The following is a 19,451-nucleotide window of genomic DNA, read 5'->3' on the forward strand; positions in this document are numbered from 1 at the left end:
CGCGCGTCGTCCTGGGCCGCTCGTGAGTGCGCGTCGTCCTGGGCCGCTCGCGAGCGCGCATCCGCGGTACGTGGTCGCGCTCGACGTGGGCGGGACGTCGATGAAGGGCGGCCTGGTCACCCGGGGCGGTGAGGTGACCGCTCTGGAAGGTCGCCCCACCGGCCGCGAGAGCGGCCCCGAGACTGTGGTGGCGGCCATTCGCGCCTACGTCGACGAACTGGTGGATCTCGGCTCCTCCCGGTACGGCGCGCCGCCCGACGGGATCGGCCTCGCCGTGCCGGGCATCGTGACCACCTCCACGGCCGTCTACTCGGCGAACATCGGCTGGTACGACGTGCCCGTCTCCGCGTTCGTCCCGCCGGGGATCCCGGCCAGGCTCGGGCACGACGTGCGGACCGGCGGCCTGGCGGAGAGCGTGCTCGGCGCCGGGCGCGGCGTGGCGGACTTCCTGTTCCTGGCCATCGGCACCGGCATCGCCGGCGCGGTCGTGATCGGCGGCGAGCCGTACGGCGGCGCCGAGGGCTCCGGCGGCGAGATCGGCCACGCGCCCGTGTGGCCCGCCGGGGAGAAGTGCGCCTGCGGCCAGATCGGCTGCCTGGAGACCTACGCCTCGGCCTCCGCCCTGGTGCGGCGGTACGAGGCCAGGTCGCCGAGCCGTACGGCGGCCACCGCCAAGGACGTCGTGTCGCTCGCCGTCGCCGGAGAGGCGGTGGCCGGGGAGGTGTTCGACGAGGCGGTCGAGGCCCTGGCGATCTCGCTGGCGTCGTACGTGATGCTGCTCGACCCGGCGGCGATCGTGATCGGCGGCGGCCTCGCCGAGGCGGGCCAGACGCTGTTCCTGCCCTTGGAGGAGCGGCTGTCGGCCAGGCTGACCTTCCGCGAGCGGCCCCCGCTGCTCCCGGCGGCTCTCGGCATGCGAGCCGGTATGCTCGGCGCCGCCCTGCTGGGGTGGCAGGCCGCCGGCGTGCCCGACGTGGGGCGCGACTGGTCGCTCGATGTGCTGAGAAGGGGCGCTGTGCCGTAAGGTGTAGTCCCGTCCGGGCGGTTAGCTCAGCGGTAGAGCACTCGCCTTACAAGCGAGGGGTCACTGGTTCGAACCCAGTACCGCCCACCAGCCAAAACGCCCCGTCTCCAAGATCATGGAAACGGGGGGCGCGATCAACTCAGCGACCTGGCCGTCTCACGGCGTGGCGCCGCTTGACCTTGACACAGTGACAAGGTCTTCACTGGGGCCAAGGAGGTGGTCCGGATGACCATGCCGAAACAGGACCTGGACACGATTCGGGCTTTCCAGGGGTTGGAGGACGGCCGCTCGCCAGTGCGGCTGCAGGCCGCGCTGGCGGTCGGCACGACCCCTGATCCGCGGTTCATCGACAAGCTCATCGAACGATGCGCGGTCGAGCCCGATTTTTACGTACGCGACATGCTTACGTGGGCACTCACCCGCCACTCGGCATCGATGACGGTCCCGAAGCTCATCGATGAACTTCGCTCGGCACGTGTGCAGGCACGAAGTCAGGCGTTGCACACGCTTGTCCAAGATCGGAGACCGGCAAGCATGGCCGGCGATCACGCGGGCGCTTCTGACCGACGCCGACGACGAGGTGGCGCGGAGCGCCTGGCGAGCAGCGGTCATACTTGTGCCCGAAGGTGAAGAGCCCGAGTTGGCCGGAGTGCTGGCGACACAGCTCGGGCGCGGCGAGCGTGAGACGCGGTTGAGTCTCAGCCGGGCGTTGATCGCGCTCGGTGAGGTGATCATGCCGACCCTGCGCGCCGCGATGACGGACCTCGACCCTCGCGTGCGTCAGCACGCGATCGCCACGGAACGGCTGTCGCGCGACCCGGATGCCGGATTCGAGTTCGCGATCGAGGAGGCGAAGCGCATCGTAGCCCTCGGCACGACCGGACAGGAGGGGTGACAGGCGGTGTTGATCGGTGATGTGGCACGGCGGTCCGGGGTCAGCGCCCGCATGCTCAGGCATTACGATTCGCTCGGCCTGCTGCGGCCGACAGGTCGTACCGAGGCCGGCTATCGGGAATACTCCAGCGAGGACATCCGGCGAATCTTCCATATCGAGAGCCTGCGGTCCTTGGGGTTGTCGCTGCACGAAGTCGGCCGCGCGCTCGATGATCCCGGTTTCACGCCCTCGGAGCTCGTCGACGACCTCATCCGCCAGACGCGAGAACGCATTGCCGGTGAGACGGAGCTGCTCACCCGACTCCGTCGGATCGCGGCCGCGGAACCCGCCGACTGGGAGGACGTCCTCCGGATCGTGGCACTCCTCCAGGCCTTGGGGTCGGAGAGCGCTGGGAAGCGCCAGCGCGCGGCGTTGTCCTCAGTCGAAGAGGTTCCGGTGCAAGTGGAGGCTCTGGTCGAGGCGGCGCTGAGCGAGACGGACCCGAATGTCGCCGGAGCACTTCGATGGGCTCTGGCGCAATCGGGCGAGGGCGGATCGGCACTGCTGGCGGAGGGCCTCGGCTCGCCGGCAGCCGAGGTGCGGAAACGTGCCGTCCAGTCCATCGCCGAGCTTCCGAACGGTGAGGCGACCGCGCTGCTGCGGGACGCCCTCACGAACTCCGACCTGGTGGTCCGCAGGTATGCGGCTCTGGCGCTCGGGGCGCGTGGAGTGGCCGACGCGGTCCCGACGCTCATCGACATGATCGTCCAGGGGGTGGACGACGCCGATGCGGCCGACGCGCTGAGCGTGCTGGCGGGTGATTCCGTGTTGGCGGATCAGATCGCCGGCAGGCTCGTTGGCTGTCTCGCCCGTGGCACCATCGAATCGTCTGCACGCCGGCGGCTGACGCAGGCGCTCGCGGACATCCCGGGGATCACGGCGTCACGTGCCCTCGCAGATCTGTCACATGACGAGGACCGTGCCGTCGCACTCACCGCGGCATACATCCTCAAGCTACGCGACACGCGATAACGAGAGGTCACCGGTACGAACCCAGTACCGCCCACCGGCCAGAACGCCCCGTACCCGCTCAAGGAAACGGGGCGACTGCGACTCACTTACCGCCGCGCGACGGTGGCGAATACGCCCCGTGCGTCCGTTCCGTCCGGCCAGGTCCAGCCGGCGACGAGGCGTCCGGATGACCCCTCCACGGCCTCGGCCGGCCGCAGGACACGGTTGACCTGTACGTCGAGCCCGTCGGCAGGGCCGATTCCGTGCACGGTGACGGTCGGGTCCGGGGTGTCGCTCGTGCTCTGGTGCTGCGGCACGGCCTCGCCGCGCAGGAGTGCGCGCAACTGTGCCGTCACCACCGGGTCGTGGACACCGTCATAGATCCACCGGGGGCCGAGGACCCCATGCTCAGAGGTGCCGATCAGCGCCTCGCCGGGGACGCCCTCGAGAGCCGCACCGCGGTAGCTCATCGGCGCCAGGTACGCCACCGGCTCCTGCGCGGTGGTGTCCACCACGACCATGAACTCGATCCCGACCTCGCCCTCCGGATCGTCCAGCCGGAACCCGCCGGCCTTGACCAATTCGGGCGTTCCCGCCTCGCCCACGTACCAGCTCTGCTTCGGCAGCCACTCGGTGAGCAGCTCCAGCTTCGTGGGCGTCAGGGTGGTGCGGTGGATGTAGGCCATGTGAACTCCCTTACAGGCGGGACTGGGTCGGTCTCCTGAGGAGCTTGAACCAACAGGGGCCGGCGATGCTTCCCAGGACGCCTGCGCGCCGTTCCCGCATGCGCGCCGTTCCCACATGCGCTGCCCGTTTCAGGCGCGGCATCGGTCGCTCCGGCTCCTGACGGCGGAAACCTCGATGTCATCGCGTACGCCGGAGGCTCCGGAGCGGGTGCCGCGTCGGATCGGACTGGCGTTCGGCATCGAGCGCCTGTCATGATCTCTCATCATGGGTGTGGCCGCGGCTCATCCGTACGGGTCCGCGGAAGGGGGGGACCGGTCCGACGGATCGGCCCTGCCGGAAATCGGAAGGACGTACGGAGGCGGCGTACCGTACGGCGGGGCCGACAGGTGCGAGAGGAGAGCGGCACGTGACGGCTTTCGTTCGGGAAACTGAGCGCGACCCGGAACGCGGGGAGTCGACCGGGCCGGACCAGGAGGCCACCGGGGAGGCCGCAAGGGAGGCCGTCGAGCGCGGGGATATGAGTCCTCCGCCCGGCGAGACCACCGCTGAACCGGTGGGACGGGGCGCCGCCACCCGGGACGCGCTGCTGCTGTGGGTCGGCACCAGGGCCGGCATGCTCCTCGTGGCGATCTACGGAGTCCTGATCGTCTCCGGCCAGAACCAGGCACCGCTGCTGGAGCGCTGGAAATCCTGGGACGCCGACCTGTTCCGGAAGATCGCCGAGTTCGGGTACGACGGCGACCCGAGCCTGGATCCCGATCCCGGGCTGCCCGCCTTCTTCCCCGGCCTGCCGCTGGCACTGCGCCTGGTCCATTCGGTCGTCGGCGACTGGACCCTGGCCGGACTGATCATCTCGTTCGTCGCCGGCGCGGTGGCCGTGGTGGCGCTGGCCCGGCTCGCCGACCTGGAAGGACCCGTCGGCTCGGGCCGCTGGGCCGTACTGGCCCTGCTGTTATGCCCCCCGGCGGTCTTCCTCTTCGCCGGCTACTCTGAGGCGCTCTTCCTCGCCTTCGCGCTGCCCGCCTGGCTGGCCGCCCGGCGCCGTGCCTGGCCGCTGGCCTGCGCCCTGGCCGCGGGGGCCTCCTGTGTACGGATCACCGGCCTGTTCCTGGCCATCGCTCTGATCATCGAGTTCGTCGTGAGCCGGATCCGCAGGGACGGCTGGGCGGGCTGGCGGCGGGGGGCGTGGTTGGTGCTGCCGTTCGCGTCGATCTTCGCGTACGCCGCCTACCAGCACTCCCGTACCGGCAACTGGCTGGCCTGGAACCACGCTCAGGAGGTCGGTTGGGGGCGGAGACTGGTCTGGCCCTGGGAGGCGTTCGGCGCCACATGGGACATGACCGCCGACGCCAGCGGGTACGGGCCGATGTTCCGCCTCGAGATCGCGGCGGCGATCGTGGGGGTGCTGCTGCTCGTCTGGCTGCTGGTCGCCCGACGCTGGGCCGAGTTCGTCTACGTCGGGCTGCAACTGGGCACCCTGCTCACGTCGACGTTCTATATGTCGGTCCCCCGGGCGGTGCTGCTGTGGTGGCCGCTGTGGGTGCTCATCGGCAGGACGGGCGCCCGCCATCGGTGGGTGATAATCCTCTACGCCACGGTGATCGGGCCGCTCACGGTGCCGATGCTGATGTCCTTCCTCAACAGCTCCTGGACCGGCTGAGCCATCAACGCGAATCCGTGAAAGCCACGGACCGGGCGGCAAGGCTATCCGCGGTAGAGGCCGGCTTTGTAGCTGTTGATTTTGGGGAGACGCCGGGCCGACTCCTCCGGGTCGTCGAGCTCCCATTTCTCGTCGTCGGGCTCAGGAGACGCCTGTGGCGCATGGCCGCGACACCGGAGGGCTTCGAACAGCTCGTCGGAGTCCCGGCCGGTCGCTTTCTCCCACGCCTCGTCGCCGACGTAGTCGAGGCACTCGAATTCCGGCCACTCGTCGTCGGTCCACATCGGCACCCTCATGGCCTCGGCGTCCGACAGCCGGACCCAATCCCGCCGCCTCACAAGCAGGCGTTGAACCACCGGCAGGTCGACGAGGTCGTCGGGCGCATGCGCCACCCGTTCGAAGGCCTCGCGCCCAAGGCCGACCAGCCACATCTGGAAATACCAGAAGCCATCGTCGGAGCCGTACCCGAACGAGGCCCGCATGGCGCCCCACATCAACCAGGTGTCGACCTTCTTCCGCGCCAGCCGCAGCCATTCGGCGAAATCGACGATATCTTCGGCGGAACGCCGTGCCAATTGATTCCGCAGCCATTCCAGGCGAGCGTCCTTCCCGTCGGTTTCACGGGCGGATCGCTCGATCAAGAACCAGAACTCGTCTACGTCCATGAAGCGTGATCATGGCAGGTCGGCTGCGGAACGCCAAGAGTCCGACGGCCGGTTGCCGGATCAGGACTGAACGTCGCGCAGGCCGGCGAACAGGTCGTCCTCCTGGTCGGGGGCGGTCACGCGGGAGATCCGGCGGACGAAGAACTCGGTCGCGAAGGCCTGGTGCTGCGCGTCGGCGGGCATCCGCAGCAGGAAGATGTTCTCGCCCTGGCTCTCGTGGGCCCGCAGCGCCTTGATCTTGTGTTCGACGTACGGCGAGACGTCGACGGCGGTGGTGATCAGCTCGTCCGGGGTGCCGAAGTCGTCAGGCAGCTCCACGTCCTCCGGCGCCATGCCGCTCGACCGCATGAACTCGAACATCTGCCGGATCCGCTCCCGCGGCACGGCCGTGTAGTACAGCTTGTCCGGGATCCCGGTCGTCTCGGTCGCCGCCATCGCGATGCGGTGGGCCTGGATGTGGTCGGGGTGGCCGTAGCCGCCGATCTCGTCGTACGTCACGACCACCTGCGGCCGGTAGCGCTCCATGAGCTCGGCCAGCCGGGCGGCGGCACGCTCGACCGGGATGTTGGCGAACGCGTCGGGGTGACCATTGCCCGTCCAGCCGTCCATGCCGGAGTCACGGTAGCCGAGCAGCTCCAGGTGATCGATGCCGAGATGGGCGACGGACTCCCGGAGCTCGGCCAGCCGGCGCTCGGCGACGGCCGCGTCGTCATGGCCGGGCTCGCCCGGCTTGACCCCGCCGGGCCCGTCCCCCTGCTCGCCGTTGGTGCACGTCACCAGGACCGTACGGATGCCCTCCGCGGCATGCCTGGCCAGGATGCCGCCGGTGCCGATCACCTCGTCGTCCGGGTGGGCGTGCACGGCCATGACGGTGAGCTCTCGGTCCATTCGATCCCCCGTACTCTGGTTTACGAATACTTTTCGAACGACCCTATATCGCCTCTTGATCCCCTGAGCGGAACGAGCGCGGACTTGTCGCTGCGCGACATCGCACTGGAAGCCGTCGGCGGCGGCCTGCTCACTCCGTTGCTGCGCTCGCTCGTGCCGGGTGGACGGCTCGTGGCCCACAGCTCCGGCAGTGGCCAAGGCACACCAGGTCATCGAGGCGCGCGCCAACCAGGCAAGGGGATCCCCATCCCTTGACGTATGGACCCGACCCGCTGCGGTTCAGGCGTCGGCGAACAGCCGGTCGGCATCCTCCAGCGGAGCGACATGCATCACTGCGCGGTCGGTCTCCCAACCGGGCGTCGCGTCCCCGATCGCGTGGATGGCGGTCCGTAGCGCGCACAGCGCCTTCACCATCGCCTCTGCGGGGTCCTCGGCTTCCACGGTCATCTGGACATCGACGCGCCCGATGGTGAGGGTGGCGGCCAGATCGGGATCTTCGATGTATGTGTCCTGCTCCGCGAGGTCCAGCAGCGAGTTCATGAGCTCGTCGAGCCGAGCCTCAAAACCCGAAAGATCCCCGACGCAAAGCACCTCCTGGATTGTCAGGTACTTCATCCCGCCTCCTCGTCATCCCAACAGGTCGCTCGGGCGCAACTGGCCGAGCAGATTCCTCTTGTAGTTGTTTCCCGATGGTGTCAGGTGCACGGTCTTCCGGTGGATCCCACAGGGGCACTTCATCATGAAATACTTCTTCCCCTTGTCCACTACCCATCCCTGGCGTTCGGCCTGAGCAAGCACCTCTTCGAGTTCTTTGACCTGGTGTCGCGGTCTGACCACTTGGCTACCCGTCGTTGGCTGGAGTGTACGTTGCGGCCCTGCCCCCGCCCAGGCCGTCCACGGCAACTCTGTCACATTGGGTGCTTTAGGTCTCACTCTTTGCAACTGGGCTGTGGAAAACTCCTTGGGCTGGCCGGGGACCTGGGGCGGATACGACGGTCGGGCAGGATGGATGGGTGATTGGGGTGGTGGATGAGGGGGCCGGAAGCGTGATCGATGCACCGGCCGGCTCGCCGGGGATGTTCACCGGTCCTCGGTTCCGCGTGCTGGTCGATCTCGTCGCGGACGGCGACGTGGTGATCCTCAGCGGGGCCGGGCTGTCGACCGAGTCCGGCATTCCGGACTATCGAGGGGAGACCGGCCGCAAACGGCGGGCCGAGCCGATGACGTACCAGACGTTCGTCGGCAGTGCGGCGGCGCGGAGACGCTACTGGGCACGCAGCCACCTGGGCTGGCGGGAGATCGATCGTGCCCGTCCCAACGCCGGGCACCGCGCCGTCGCGGAGCTGGAGGCCGGTGGGCTGGTCGCCGGGATCATCACCCAGAACGTCGACGGGTTGCATCAGGCGGCCGGGGCCCGGCAGGTGATCGAACTGCACGGCGCCCTCGACCGCGTTCGCTGCCTTTCCTGCGGCGAACGCACCTCCCGGCAGTGGCTCGACCAGCGGCTGCGCGCCGCCAACCCGCGCTGGCATGCTCGGATCGACGTGATCAATCCCGACGGCGACGCCGTGCTCGCCGACGACCAGGTCGAGGGTTTCAACATCGTGAACTGTGACGCCGACGGCTGCGGCGGCGTGCTCAAGCCCGATGTGGTGTTCTTCGGGGAGAACGTGCCGCGACCTCGGGTCGAGGAGTGCTACGAACTGGTGGAGCGCGCCGGGATGCTGCTGGTCCTCGGGTCTTCGCTGACGGTGATGTCCGGTTACCGGTTCGTACGGCATGCCGCCGAGCGCGGCATCCCCGTCGCGATCATCAACCGGGGTCCGACCCGGGGCGACGCCCAGGCCCTCCTGACCTTCGACGGGCCTCTCGGCTCGACCCTCACCAGGCTTGTCTCGCGGCTGGAGCCGCCTCGTCGCAGACCATCGGACTCTTCCGCCAGCACGTGAGGCGAATGCTCGCGGGTCACTCGCCGCCACGCGGGTCGTGCCGGTGGCCGGCGAGGAGGGCGTGGTGGTCGACGCCGTCGTGCGGGAGGGGATCGGCGTGCACGATCGCGGCGGTCAGCCGGGGGATGGTGTGGATCAGGCGGTGCTCGGCCTCGACGGCGACCCGGTGCGCCTCCACCACGGTGCAGGCCGGGTCGACGATCACCTCGCATTCGGCCCGCAGGTGATGGCCGATCCAGCGCAGCCGCACCTGCCCGAGGTCGAGCACTCCGGGCGTCCCGCGCAGCGTCGCCTCGGCTCGGTCCACGATGGCGGGGTCCACCGCGTCCATCAACCTGCGGTACACCTCGCGGGTGGCCTGGCGGAGCACGGCGAGGATGGCGACGGTGATGAGCAGGCCGACGACCGGGTCGGCCCGATCCCAGCCCAGTGCGGTCCCGCCCGCGCCCGCCAGCACGGCCAGCGAGGTGAACCCGTCGGTCCGCGCGTGCAGCCCGTCGGCGACCAGCGCGGCCGACCCGATCTGCCTGCCGACGCGGATGCGGTAGCGGGCCACCAGTTCGTTGCCGGCGAACCCCACCAGCGCCGCGCCCGCGACCGCCCCCAGTTCGCTCACCTCCCGCGGGTCGAGCAGCCGGTCGAACGCCGCCGTGGCCGCGAACACCGCGGAGACCGCGATCATCAGCACGATCACGACTCCGGCCAGATCCTCGGCCCGCCCGAACCCGTAGGTGTAGCGCCGGGTCGGCGGGCGCCGGCCGAGCAGGAACGCGATGCCCAGCGGGACCGCGGTCAGCGCGTCGGCGGCGTTGTGCAGCGTGTCGCCCAGCAGCGCCACCGATCCCGAGACCGCCACCACCACAGCCTGGATCACCGTGGTCGCGCCCAGCCCGGCGAAGGAGATCCACAGCGCCCGCATCCCCCGGACCGAGGTCTCCATGGCCGCGTCGACCTTGTCCGCCGTCTCATGGGAGTGCGGCCGCAGCGCATGACGGATTCGGCCGCCCAGAGGCCTCCACCCGGGACCGTGCCCATGCCCCCCGTGGGTATGCCCCCCGTTAGCGTGGCCGTGTTCGTGGTCGTGTTCGTGCGGGTGGTCGGGACCGTCGCCCTGGTCGGTGTGCGGGCGGCCAGGACCGGACTCTTCCTCGCTCATGGAATCACCATGCCCGAGGAAACGCGCCGCAGCACCTCGACAACAACGCAGCGGTCGTCGTTGCGACATTCCCGCGAAAGGCAAGGGATCGGGTCGGGGACGGAAGTCCCAGCGCTTCTCAGGCGGCTCCGGCGAGCGCACGCAGCAGGGCCGCGCTCCGCCTCTCGAAATGCCGCAGGCCGAGGCGGCGGTGCAGGTCACGCCCGGCGGCGGCGTGTTCGAGGGCCCCGGCGCCGTCGCCCACGCGGTGCAGGAGCATGGCGACGACGTCGTGCAGTGCGCCCCAGGCGACGCCGCCGGTGCCGAGTGTCACCAGTTGGCCGGCGATCGGCCGCAGTTCCGCGAGCAGGCCGTGCGGGTCGGGCCGGCCGAGCCGGGCCGCGACCAGGCCCCACTGCCAGGTGACGAACTGCCAGGTCCAGTCCCGCTTGAAGCGGACGCCCCAGCAGTCCATCAGGCGGTGCGCCAGGGCCTCCTCCCCGGCGTCCACGGCGGCGAGTACGGCCGTGGGCCGTACCAGCAGGTGGGATTCGTCGGCCGCCACCTCGACCAGCTCGGGTAGCAGTTCGCCGTGCCGGCCCCGGCCGCGATCGCAGAAGAACTCCGTGACCAGTCTGAGCGCGTCCGGTCCCCACAGGCTGGTGCGGCGGTGGCTGCCTGCGGCGAGAGCGGCCAGCCGTTCGGCCTCCGCCCAGTCGCCATCGAGCATCGCCCGCCCGGCGGCCGCGAACGTCACCTGCGTCTCGACTTCCGGCATGCGGACCTCGCGGGTCAGCCGCAGGCAGCGGGCGAGCTCGTCGTCGTATTCGGTCAGCCGCCCCGACCTGAGCAGCCCGGGCATCCGGTGCATTCGCGCGATGACCTCGGTGGCCCGTGGCAGGCCGGGGATGGTGAGGATCTCCTCGGCCGCCCGATAGCGCTCCTGCTCATGCTCCGGGGTCCAGGCGGCCATGACCAGGTTGTTCAGCGTGCGGGCCAGCAGCCGCGGGTCGCCCGTGCTCCGGGCCAGCTCGACCGCCTCAAGCGCGTACAGCCGCCCCTCGGGCCGGCGTTCCCCGTAGTACAGCTCGACACCGAGCGTGCCGAGCAGTTCGGCGCGCCTGACGTCCTCCCGCCGGTCAAGCCGGTGGAGCTGGTCCTCCAGCACCCCCACCATCCGCTCGTCGACCACGCCGTAGGGGCGCCACTGCCACAGAGCGACGCCGCCGAAGACCGCCGCGGCCTCGATCACCGCGTCGTCGTCTCCCAGAGCGGCCGCGAGCGTCACGGCCTCGTCGAGCGCGGCCCGCGCCCCGTCCACGTCGCCGGTCAACCGCCGTGCCCGGCCCAGCTCTATCAGCAGCGCGCATCTTTCGGAGGCCTGGCCAGACGTCCGCTCGGCCGCCGAAGCGTCAAGCGCCCGCTCCCAGTAGCCGACCGCCTCGTCGTAGGCGAGCCGGGCGGCGGCCTGCCGGGCCGCCTGGGCGGCGTACGACATCGCCTTGCCCGCGTAACCGACCCGGGCGGCCAGCCCGAAATGATGGGCCAGCGCCGGCAGCCGTGACACGACGTCGCCCCTGGCCAGCGCCTCGACGGCCGCACCGACACGGCCGTGCAACTGTGCGCGCTGCCTGCGGTTGAGCCCCAAGTACAGCGCCTCCTGCACGAGCGCGTGCGAGAAGCGGTAGTCCCATCCGCCGTCCACCTCTGTCAGCAGCCCTGTCGCCACCGCCGGTTCGAGCAGCATCATCAGGCGTGCGCCGCTGATCCCCGTCGCGGTCTCCAACAGGTCGGCGTCCACGTCCCGGCCGATCACCGCGGCGGCCCGAAGAACGGTCTGGGAGTCCTCGGGCAGCCGCGACACCCGCTGCTTGATGACGTCGCGCACGCCGTCCGGCACCGCGAGCGAGGCCACGTCGGCCGCCGTCACCGGACCGAGCGCGTGCACGCTGGACAGCAGCCGGAGCAACTCGCCCAGGAAGAACGGGTTGCCGCCGGTCCGGTCGTGCAGCGCGCGGGCGAGTTCGGCGTCGCAGGCGGCGGCTGATGAGCCGGGGCCGTCGGCCGGAGCGCCCTGATGGGCGATGCGGTGGTCCGTGAGGTAGTCGGCGATCTCGCCGGGGCTGAGGGGCGCGATGCTCATCCGCTCGGTGCCGCGTTGCCGGGTGAGATCGCCGAGCGCTTCGGCGAGGGCCTCCGCACACCCTTCCGGGCGCGCCTCCGTGAGCGGCTCCGTGAGCGCCCGCCCGTCTGTCGCCGCGGGGCCGGGCCGTACGGCGGTCTCGATCGGCATAGTGGTCTCGATCGGCATGGTGGTCTCGAGTGGCGCGGGTGTTTCGAGCGGTACGGGAGCCTCGGGCCGTACGGTGGCGAGCACGAGCAGCGGCACACGGTGCAGGTCCGCGCCGATGAACGCGAGCAGGCGCAGGGACGCCGCGTCGGCCCAGTGGAGGTCGTCCATGACGATGAGCACCGGCGACACGGCCGCCTGCCGTCCCAGCGCCCGCGCCACCGCGTCGTACAGCAGGAAGCGAGCGGTGTCCGGGTCGCTCTGGTCTCCCAACTGAACCTGGTCTCCGGAGTGACCCTGCTCGTCCGGGTGGCCCGAGTGGCCGCCGGCCAGGCGGCCGGCGATGTCGGGAAGCTCACCCGGCAGCGCCTGGAGTGCCTGTACCCAGGGCCAGAACGCGGGAGCGCCGCTCCCTTCCGAGCAGCGGCTCCACGCGACCGCGACGCCGCGCTCGGCCGCCATGGTCGCCGCGGCCTCGGCCAGGCGGGTCTTGCCGATGCCGGATTCGCCGCTCACCAGGAACACTCCACCGGCGCCGCGGGCCAGGTCGTCGAGCCGCTCCCGGATCCGTCGCAGATGCGGCTCGCGCCCGACGAGCCGGGACAGCCCCGCGCAGGGCGGCCGGACGGGTTCCGCGATCGCGTCCGTACTTCCCGAGGTGCTCGCGTTCACGCGGCTCACCGTGTTCACAGGAACCGTGTTCACAGGAACCGTGTTCACAGGGGCCGCGTTCACAGAGACCACGGAACCCGTGATCCCCGGGCCGGCGGCGGGCCACCGGCCCGCGAGCGAGTCGTCCTGGCGGAGGATGGCCTGCTCCAGCCGGCGCAGCTCCGGGCTGGGATCGATGCCCAACTCCTGGCCGAGGAGGGACCGGCAGCGCTGATATGCGGCCAGGGCCTCAGCCTGTCTGCGATCGCGGTAGAGGGCCCGCATGAGCAGCGCCCACAACCCCTCGCGGTAGGGGTCCTGCTCCAGCAGGCGTTCGACCTCGACGGTCGCCTCGGCATGCCGCCCCAGGGCCAGCCAGGCCTCGGCCCGTACGGCGAGGGCCGACGCGCGGAGGTCGGTCAGCCGGGAGACGGTGGGCCGGGCGAAGGGCTCGTCCGGGAAGTCGGCGAGCGGTGTTCCCCGCCAGGCCGCGAGCGCGGGGTCGAGGATCCGCTCGACGTCCTCGGGTCTGCCCTCGGCGAGGGCGGCACGCGCGGCCTCGGCGGCCCGGATGAACCGGTTGGCGTCGACCTGGTCGGGGGTGATGTCGAGCAGGTAGCCGGGTTCGCGGGTGCGCAGGACCCGGGCGGGGGCGCGCGGGCTGCGCCGGGGTTCGAGGACCTTGCGCAGGTGCGAGACGTAGGCCTGAAGCGTTCCTGTGGCGCTTGAGGGCGGTTCGTCGGCCCAGAGTTGGTCGATCAGCTGGTCGAGCGGGACGATGTGCGGCGCGTTCAGCACCAGCAGGGCCAGCACCGCCCGCTGCTTGCGCGATCCGACGTCCAGGATGCTCCCTCTGGCGTCCACGACCTCCAGGGAGCCCAGCACCCGGAAGTCGAGACCGGAGACGCCTCCGCCGTTCGATCCGCTTCGCGTGGCCGTGTCGCCCGTCGTGGTCTGCCTGGCGCCCGCCCGCATTCACAACTCCCGAACGAGCCATACGGCCGCTTCTGGCCGGATTTGCGGGCCATCATAGTGGTACGTTCCGGCCGGTCCGCTTTCCTCGGCGAAAACCGGCGTGTTCCAGCAGCCCGCATATCCAGTCGCCGTCCACCTTGAAAGCCTCTTGGGGTCGGCTTGCGTCCGTTTTGTATCCCGATTCAACTCCGCTTCGCTTCGCGCCCGGCCGCCTTTCGTTGAACGCCGAGTCCCCTGTTCCCCGTCATCTCGCGGTACGGGGAGACCCTCAGGCGAGCACTCGGTCGAGCCAGGAGTTCCAGGCGTGCTCGGCCGTCCGCTCGTCCACGTCGTTGGAGAAGACGTGGTGCCCGAGCACCAGCACGTTGCGCCGCGACGGGCCGGAGTGAATGAACCGATACAGGCCATCGCCGGTGCGAACGCCCAGGAAGGACGGGAGGCCGGCGTAGTCCACGACGCCCTCGATCGGGGGAAGCCCGTCGAGGGCCAGCCGTACCGGCGCGCCCTCGGTGACCGGGCCGGAGAGCCCGATCGCCGCGGTCAGCGCCGTCCACACCCGGTCCGGGTCGCCGGTGTTCGGGCGGGCGGCCGAGATGACGGCCCTCGCGGTCCGGCCGGGGAAGTGCGCGAGGTACTGGGCCAGCTTGTGGAGGTACATGTCCCAGCCCGCCCGCATGGCCTCGTATTCGGTCTCCCAGTCGTCGCCCAGGAAGCCGTTCTGCACGAGGCGCAGGACGGTGCTGCCGCCGTCGCGGCCCTCGATGAGGTACTCGAAGGCCATGAAAATGCCGTCCGGGTTCTCGTCGCTCCGGTACCCGAAGCGCTTGCCCGGCTCCCAAGCGGTCACCGTGGACTCGTTGACGCCGCCCATCATGGTGAACCGGCTTCTGCCGCCCTCGTGCGGCTCGATCTCGGTACGTCCCATGAACCAGGAGTCGATCCCCGGGCCGGTGGCGATGGCCTCCCACACCTGTTCGGGGGTGGCGTCCAGCTCGATCTCCTTGGCCAGCTCGAACTCGTGTGGCATGGTCAGGTCTCCTGAGTCGGGGGAGCGGTCTGTTTCACGGCGGGGTGCACGGCCACGACGACACGGTGCTCGCGTCCGCCCTCGGCCGTCTCGTCGTGGTACTTGCTCACCAGGGCGGTGACCGCCTCGGCGAGTTCGCCGGCGAAGGCGGCCCGGTCGGCGGCGGAGGCGAAGCGCACCCGCCCGTCGATCGCGAACGTGGCCACCCTCTGGCGGGCCTTGGCCGCTCCGGTGATCAGTGAGCCCACGTCCCGCACCAACTGGGCGGCCAGGGCCAGCAGCCAGCGGGCTGACAGGTGGTCCGGTGAGCGTGCGGGGTCCGGCGCCACCGAGGCGAGCGCCACCGGAGAGATCACGAACGATGACGCCACCGCTCGCATCACCCTCTCGGTGACGTTGCCCTTCCTGCGCTCCTCGACCAGTTCCACCAGGCCGTGGCGTTCCAGCGCTTTGAGGTGGTAGTTCACCTTCTGCCGAGGCAGGCCGACCCGGGCGGCCAACATGGTCGCCGATGCGGGCTCGGCCAGCTCGGCCAGCAGCCGTGCCCGTACCGGATCAAGTGAGACCTCGGCAGCGGCCGGGTCCTCGATCACCGCCACGTCCATCATGTCGCCAAAGATGCCACCGAAAACAAAAATCGTCAAGACAGTGAGAGTGGTCGGCCGCGAAGCGCAAAGTTGATCTTAGAGGAGCATTACGTGAGCAACGTTGTGCGGTGAACGTGTCACGCTGTGTAATCACAGAGGGCGATGAGCCAGACCTACCTGGTTCGAAGGAGTGACTATGACGTTCACAGCGATGCAACCCTCGTACATGACCGCCGCTCTGGGTTACGCGACCCAGCAGCCGGTCTCGCCGCTGCAGCTCGGTCAGCAGCAGGCACTCTCGATCAGCGAGTCGACCCGGCAGGAGGAGCAGATCCACCCGCAGGAGCACCTGGTGAGCCCGCAGACCTTCTGGGCCAGGATCGCCCGGATCGGCATCCGGCGCGGCGCTCCGGTCGCCAGGCAGGTTCTGGAGACGGTCCTGTACCAGCAGGTCACCCAGCAGCAGATTGCCGCGCCGCAGCTCTCGCAGCTCGGCATGGCGATGCCGCACCTCGCCGGCCAGCAGGTATCGGTGCTCAACGGGGCGATCCAGCAGGAGGAGCAGGTCCACCCGCAGGAGCACCTGGTGAGCCCGCAGACCTTCTGGACCAAGGTCGCCCGCATGGCCGTCCGGCACGGGGTTGAGGTTGCCCGTCAGATCCTGGACGTCCTGCAGACCCAGCACCAGGTCGAGCAGCAGATCCAGGAGCAGGCGATCCAGCAGCAGCTCGCCCAGCAGTACGTTGCGACCGCCCAGTACGGCCAGACCCAGTACGGCCAGACCCAGTACGGCCAGACCCCGTACGCCCAGGCGCTCGGTCTGCGGATCGTTCCGCAGATCACGCCCACCCCGCTGAGCGCGCTGAGCGCGCTGAGCACGCTCGGCGCGGTGCACCAGGCGCAGTACGGCCAGCAGGTGTCCCCGCAGTACGTCAGCCAGCAGCACCAGCAGGCCGCACACCAGGTGCCGGTCGCAGCCGGTGTCGGATTCTGAGCGGAGGCACATGGTGGATTCGATGGGCGGAGGAGCTACCTGGCCCGGCGCCGTCTCGGGCGGAGCCGGCATGGCGCCCAATCCGGCCATGAACCAGGCCATACATCCGGTGGTTAACCCGGCGATGGCCATGACGACCGGTCCGGCGATGGGCATGGTGGTCGGCGGTGTCACGGGGACGGCGATGGGGCCGATCCCGGGCCATCCGCCGGCGCTCGTCCCAGCGCAGGTACAGTGCGCGGTGACCCTGCAGCGGCTTTACGCCTGGCTGCAGATGTCGCTCCCGCAGGCACCCCAGGTCGCGGGAATCATCCCGCTGCTGGTGCAGGCGGTGCAGCTGTACCGGGCCGGACAGTTCGAGGCGTGCCTGGCGCAGCTCCAGGCGGTCCTCGGCTTCGTCAACAGCGGCCAGCCCACGGTTCCACTCCTGTGACGGAGTCCGTATGAACGGCCCGGACCGGTCGACCGACCGGTCCGGGCCCCTGGGAGTGTTGAAAAAGTGTCGTCCGTCGCGAACTGGGCCGCGCGCAGCAGGACATGACTTTTGAGACACGACTTAGTTCCCGTCGAGCCCATAGGTGCGGCGAGACCAGCCTGAGCTGGGGAGAGTCGAGACGTTGTGACCAGTAACGACAAGCCCAAGGACGGAAGCGAGTCGCGCTCACCGGCGTCGAGCAGGGGGAGGCAGCCGACGCGGCAGGTGCCGCATGTGGTGGAGCCGCGTCCCATGCGCTACATGGTGGCCGCGCTGCGGCAGCCGTACCTGTCGGCGATGGGGGTGAGCGCGACGCCCCTCGACGCCGACAGCCTGTGCGCGCTGCTCGAGAACGACCCCGACGTGACCGTGCGTCGCCGGCTGCCGGGTCACCCCGGATCGCCGGGGCGCACCGAGCCGCCGGGGCACCGGCAGGGGCCGGTCTCCGTGGGAACCGCCCCTCAGGAGATGGTTCCTCAGGGGATGGTTCCTCAGGGGATGGTGACGGCCGCGCCGTTCCCAGAGATCCTGATCGTGGAGATGACCGCCGAGCACGCCCTCGAACTGCACATGAAGTATCCGCAGGTGCTCATCGAGCGTGACCGGCTCTTGACCTACACCGAGGTGCCCGGGCCGCCTCGCAGGCGCCGTACGGCTGCCGCGGTGGTGCCGTCGGGCGTCGAGAGCACCTTCACGTTCCTGGTCCGCGACGTCGGGTGCAAGCCGGTGCCGGGAGCCACCGTCTTCGTCACCGGGTACGGCTGGCCGGCGCAGGCCGTGACGGGCGCGGACGGCAGGGCATCGGTGACGCTCGCCGGCGAGACGCCCGAATCCGTCGTCAGCGTGGTGGTCAAGCCTCGCTCCGGCCACTGGAGCTTCCACCTCGACCGTCCGTCCCTGTCCACAAGCAGGGAGAACCTGATCGAACTGGTGAGGCTGTCGGAGACCTTCGAGGACTTCCCGGGGCGCCGGCTCTACGGCTGGGGGCAGCAGGCGATGAATCTCGACCGGCTGCCGCCGACGTTCCGCGGGGCCGGCGTGAAGGTCGCGATCATCGACTCCGGCGCGGCCATCGACCATCCCGACCTGCTCAATCGCATCAGCGGAGGTGTCGACCTCACCGAGCGCAAGCCGGACGGCTGGGCGGTGGACACCGCCTACCACGGATCCCACTGCGCGGCGATCATCGCGGGGGCGGACGACGGCCAGGGCGTCGTCGGCTTCGCCGTCGAGGCCGAGGTGCACGCCTGCAAGATCTTCCCCGGGGGACGGTTCAGTGAGCTCATCGAGGCACTCGACTACTGCATCGAGCAGCGGATCGACGTGGTGAACCTGAGCCTCGGCAGCAGGCAGCCGTCCCAGCTCGTGGCCGCCAAGATCGCGCAGGCCCGCGAGGCCGGCGTGGCGTGCGTGGTCGCGGCGGGCAACGACGGAGGACCCGTCGGCTTCCCCGGCAACTTGCCCACCGTGCTGACCGTCGCCGCGATCGGGCGGGCCGGCACCTTCCCCTCGGGCACCGCTCACGCCGCCGAGATCACTGATCCGTGCACGGCGGAGGGATATTTCTCGCCGAGATTCACCTGTCACGGGCCGGAGGTCGACGTCTGCGCGCCGGGCGTGGCCGTGCTGTCGGCCGTCCCGTCGGGCGACTACGCCGCCTGGGACGGGACCTCGATGGCCGTGCCGCACGTCACCGGCCTGGCGGCTCTCGTGCTGGCCCATCATCCGGACCTCTGCGACGGGTACGGCACGCGTGACGCCCGGCGGGTCGAGCGCCTCTTCCAGATCATCAAGTCGAGTTGCCTGCCTCTCGACCTCGGCGACCCGGGTCGTACCGGAGCGGGCCTGCCCAACGCGCTGCTCGCCCTGGGCCCGGCCCTCGCGCTCATAGCACCGGAATTCACCGATATCCCGGCCGCCGACATCCGTGTGCTGCTCGACCGGCTCACCACCGAGATGGCCTGGGCCGGCCTGCTCATGCCGGGTCCGGTGGATCCGGACGCCGTCGGCACGGCGCCAGGGGGTCCCATGCCAGGGGTCCCGATGCCAGGGGGCGTGGAGGTCGGCGGTGTGGGACCGGCGATGCCGGGTGGACTGGAATTCGCCGACGGCGCGGCCGTCGCCGCCGGGATCGCCGGCGGACCGGCCGCCGCCGAAACGGGGCTGACCGGTCAGCCCGGCACGGTCGCTCAGCCCGGCGGTGTCACGCAGGGTGATGTGGTTGCGGGCGGGGTGGCTCAGCCCGGCGGACGTGGTCGCGGGATGACGGGCAAGGGCCGCGCGGTCAAGGCGCGGGGGGCGGGCGCCGGGGACGCCGGGGGCGATCCCGTGCACACCAACGGGACCACCCCGGGGCAGGGCGCGCTCAACCGTCCGATGGCCGCCGGAGCGCCGCCCGCCGGTCCGGTGGTGCCGCCTGCCTTCGTGGTGGGAGCGCCGGAAGGCTTCGCTCCGGCGAACGGCGGCGGGAGCGTGGTGCTGCCCGCGTTCTCCTGGCTGACCGAGGAGATGCGGGCCGCCGGGCTGCTCCCCGGACAGGTGACCCGTCTGTTCGGCTGA

16 protein-coding genes and 1 tRNA gene are annotated in these 19,451 nt (G+C 70.4%); 9 read left to right on the top strand and 8 right to left on the bottom strand.

The window, feature by feature from the left end; all coding sequences use genetic code 11:
* Window positions 1–22: 22 nt before the first annotated feature.
* The 4 genes from Mth01_RS19670 to Mth01_RS19685 all read left to right on the top strand — a co-directional run bounded on the left by Mth01_RS19670 (window position 23) and on the right by Mth01_RS19685 (window position 2,930).
* Entirely contained in the window at window positions 23–1,024 is a 1,002-nt protein-coding gene (locus Mth01_RS19670) for an ROK family protein (RefSeq protein ID WP_239089825.1), read from the top strand.
* Between the two features lie 15 nt (window positions 1,025–1,039).
* Window positions 1,040–1,114 (top strand) — tRNA-Val (locus tag Mth01_RS19675).
* 418 nt (window positions 1,115–1,532) lie between these two features.
* Window positions 1,533–1,919, top strand: coding sequence for a HEAT repeat domain-containing protein (locus Mth01_RS30295; RefSeq protein ID WP_308440814.1), 387 nt, complete (start codon window positions 1,533–1,535; stop codon window positions 1,917–1,919).
* A gap of 6 nt (window positions 1,920–1,925) precedes the next feature.
* On the top strand, window positions 1,926–2,930 hold the full coding sequence (locus Mth01_RS19685) for a MerR family transcriptional regulator (RefSeq protein WP_204017364.1): 1,005 nt from the start codon (window positions 1,926–1,928) through the stop codon (window positions 2,928–2,930).
* 86 nt (window positions 2,931–3,016) lie between these two features.
* Here the strand turns inward: Mth01_RS19685 and Mth01_RS19690 are convergent, their stop codons facing one another.
* Window positions 3,017–3,595, bottom strand: coding sequence for a maltokinase N-terminal cap-like domain-containing protein (locus tag Mth01_RS19690; RefSeq protein ID WP_204017365.1), 579 nt, complete (start codon window positions 3,593–3,595; stop codon window positions 3,017–3,019).
* Between the two features lie 407 nt (window positions 3,596–4,002).
* Between Mth01_RS19690 and Mth01_RS19695 the strand changes: the two genes are divergently transcribed.
* Window positions 4,003–5,256 (top strand): mannosyltransferase family protein, encoded by a 1,254-nt coding sequence (locus tag Mth01_RS19695; RefSeq protein ID WP_239089826.1) that lies wholly within the window; start codon window positions 4,003–4,005, stop codon window positions 5,254–5,256.
* Between the two features lie 44 nt (window positions 5,257–5,300).
* Here Mth01_RS19695 and Mth01_RS19700 read toward each other — a convergent pair whose 3' ends face one another.
* The 3 genes from Mth01_RS19700 to Mth01_RS19710 all read right to left on the bottom strand — a co-directional run bounded on the left by Mth01_RS19700 (window position 5,301) and on the right by Mth01_RS19710 (window position 7,424).
* Window positions 5,301–5,921, bottom strand: coding sequence for a DUF4240 domain-containing protein (locus Mth01_RS19700; RefSeq protein ID WP_204017366.1), 621 nt, complete (start codon window positions 5,919–5,921; stop codon window positions 5,301–5,303).
* A gap of 60 nt (window positions 5,922–5,981) precedes the next feature.
* Complete coding sequence (locus Mth01_RS19705; RefSeq protein WP_204017367.1) at window positions 5,982–6,809, bottom strand: PIG-L family deacetylase; 828 nt, start codon at window positions 6,807–6,809, stop codon at window positions 5,982–5,984.
* Window positions 6,810–7,088: 279 nt separating this feature from the next.
* Complete coding sequence (locus tag Mth01_RS19710; protein WP_204017368.1) at window positions 7,089–7,424, bottom strand: hypothetical protein; 336 nt, start codon at window positions 7,422–7,424, stop codon at window positions 7,089–7,091.
* Window positions 7,425–7,885: 461 nt separating this feature from the next.
* On the opposite strand from Mth01_RS19710, the gene Mth01_RS19715 reads away from it, so the two are divergent.
* Window positions 7,886–8,758, top strand: coding sequence for an NAD-dependent protein deacetylase (locus Mth01_RS19715; RefSeq protein WP_204017404.1), 873 nt, complete (start codon window positions 7,886–7,888; stop codon window positions 8,756–8,758).
* A gap of 16 nt (window positions 8,759–8,774) precedes the next feature.
* Here Mth01_RS19715 and Mth01_RS19720 read toward each other — a convergent pair whose 3' ends face one another.
* The 4 genes from Mth01_RS19720 to Mth01_RS19735 form a co-directional block, all read right to left on the bottom strand.
* Window positions 8,775–9,914, bottom strand: coding sequence for a cation diffusion facilitator family transporter (locus Mth01_RS19720; protein ID WP_204017369.1), 1,140 nt, complete (start codon window positions 9,912–9,914; stop codon window positions 8,775–8,777).
* A gap of 118 nt (window positions 9,915–10,032) precedes the next feature.
* The gene (locus Mth01_RS19725) at window positions 10,033–13,809 is read right to left on the bottom strand and encodes a BTAD domain-containing putative transcriptional regulator (RefSeq protein WP_204017370.1); all 3,777 of its coding nucleotides are present in this window, start codon (window positions 13,807–13,809) and stop codon (window positions 10,033–10,035) included.
* 268 nt (window positions 13,810–14,077) lie between these two features.
* On the bottom strand, window positions 14,078–14,836 hold the full coding sequence (locus Mth01_RS19730; RefSeq protein WP_204017371.1) for an SRPBCC family protein: 759 nt from the start codon (window positions 14,834–14,836) through the stop codon (window positions 14,078–14,080).
* 2 nt (window positions 14,837–14,838) lie between these two features.
* Window positions 14,839–15,480, bottom strand: coding sequence for an ArsR/SmtB family transcription factor (locus Mth01_RS19735; protein WP_239089827.1), 642 nt, complete (start codon window positions 15,478–15,480; stop codon window positions 14,839–14,841).
* A gap of 139 nt (window positions 15,481–15,619) precedes the next feature.
* On the opposite strand from Mth01_RS19735, the gene Mth01_RS19740 reads away from it, so the two are divergent.
* The 3 genes from Mth01_RS19740 to Mth01_RS19750 all read left to right on the top strand — a co-directional run bounded on the left by Mth01_RS19740 (window position 15,620) and on the right by Mth01_RS19750 (window position 19,451).
* On the top strand, window positions 15,620–16,417 hold the full coding sequence (locus tag Mth01_RS19740) for a hypothetical protein (RefSeq protein WP_204017372.1): 798 nt from the start codon (window positions 15,620–15,622) through the stop codon (window positions 16,415–16,417).
* 22 nt (window positions 16,418–16,439) lie between these two features.
* Window positions 16,440–16,850 carry a hypothetical protein gene (locus Mth01_RS19745; protein ID WP_204017373.1) on the top strand — a complete coding sequence of 137 codons (411 nt, stop codon included), beginning with the start codon at window positions 16,440–16,442 and terminating at the stop codon, window positions 16,848–16,850.
* Window positions 16,851–17,036: 186 nt separating this feature from the next.
* Window positions 17,037–19,451, top strand: a complete 2,415-nt coding sequence (locus tag Mth01_RS19750; protein WP_204017374.1) for a S8 family serine peptidase — start codon at window positions 17,037–17,039, stop codon at window positions 19,449–19,451.

The organism is Sphaerimonospora thailandensis, from assembly GCF_016863115.1.
Lineage (GTDB): Bacteria > Actinomycetota > Actinomycetes > Streptosporangiales > Streptosporangiaceae > Sphaerimonospora > Sphaerimonospora cavernae.

Bases quoted from the DNA above. Each gene is read 5' to 3' on its own strand.
- Mth01_RS19725 (WP_204017370.1), bottom strand. From the start codon at position 13,809: ATGCGGGCGGGCGCCAGGCAGACCACGACGGGCGACACGGCCACGCGA.
- Mth01_RS19710 (WP_204017368.1), bottom strand. From the start codon at position 7,424: ATGAAGTACCTGACAATCCAGGAGGTGCTTTGCGTCGGGGATCTTTCG.
- Mth01_RS19740 (WP_204017372.1), top strand. From the start codon at position 15,620: ATGACGTTCACAGCGATGCAACCCTCGTACATGACCGCCGCTCTGGGT.
- Mth01_RS19715 (WP_204017404.1), top strand. From the start codon at position 7,886: ATGTTCACCGGTCCTCGGTTCCGCGTGCTGGTCGATCTCGTCGCGGAC.
- Mth01_RS19690 (WP_204017365.1), bottom strand. From the start codon at position 3,595: ATGGCCTACATCCACCGCACCACCCTGACGCCCACGAAGCTGGAGCTG.
- Mth01_RS19730 (WP_204017371.1), bottom strand. From the start codon at position 14,836: ATGCCACACGAGTTCGAGCTGGCCAAGGAGATCGAGCTGGACGCCACC.
- Mth01_RS19745 (WP_204017373.1), top strand. From the start codon at position 16,440: ATGGGCGGAGGAGCTACCTGGCCCGGCGCCGTCTCGGGCGGAGCCGGC.
- Mth01_RS19700 (WP_204017366.1), bottom strand. From the start codon at position 5,921: ATGGACGTAGACGAGTTCTGGTTCTTGATCGAGCGATCCGCCCGTGAA.
- Mth01_RS19705 (WP_204017367.1), bottom strand. From the start codon at position 6,809: ATGGACCGAGAGCTCACCGTCATGGCCGTGCACGCCCACCCGGACGAC.
- Mth01_RS19720 (WP_204017369.1), bottom strand. From the start codon at position 9,914: ATGAGCGAGGAAGAGTCCGGTCCTGGCCGCCCGCACACCGACCAGGGC.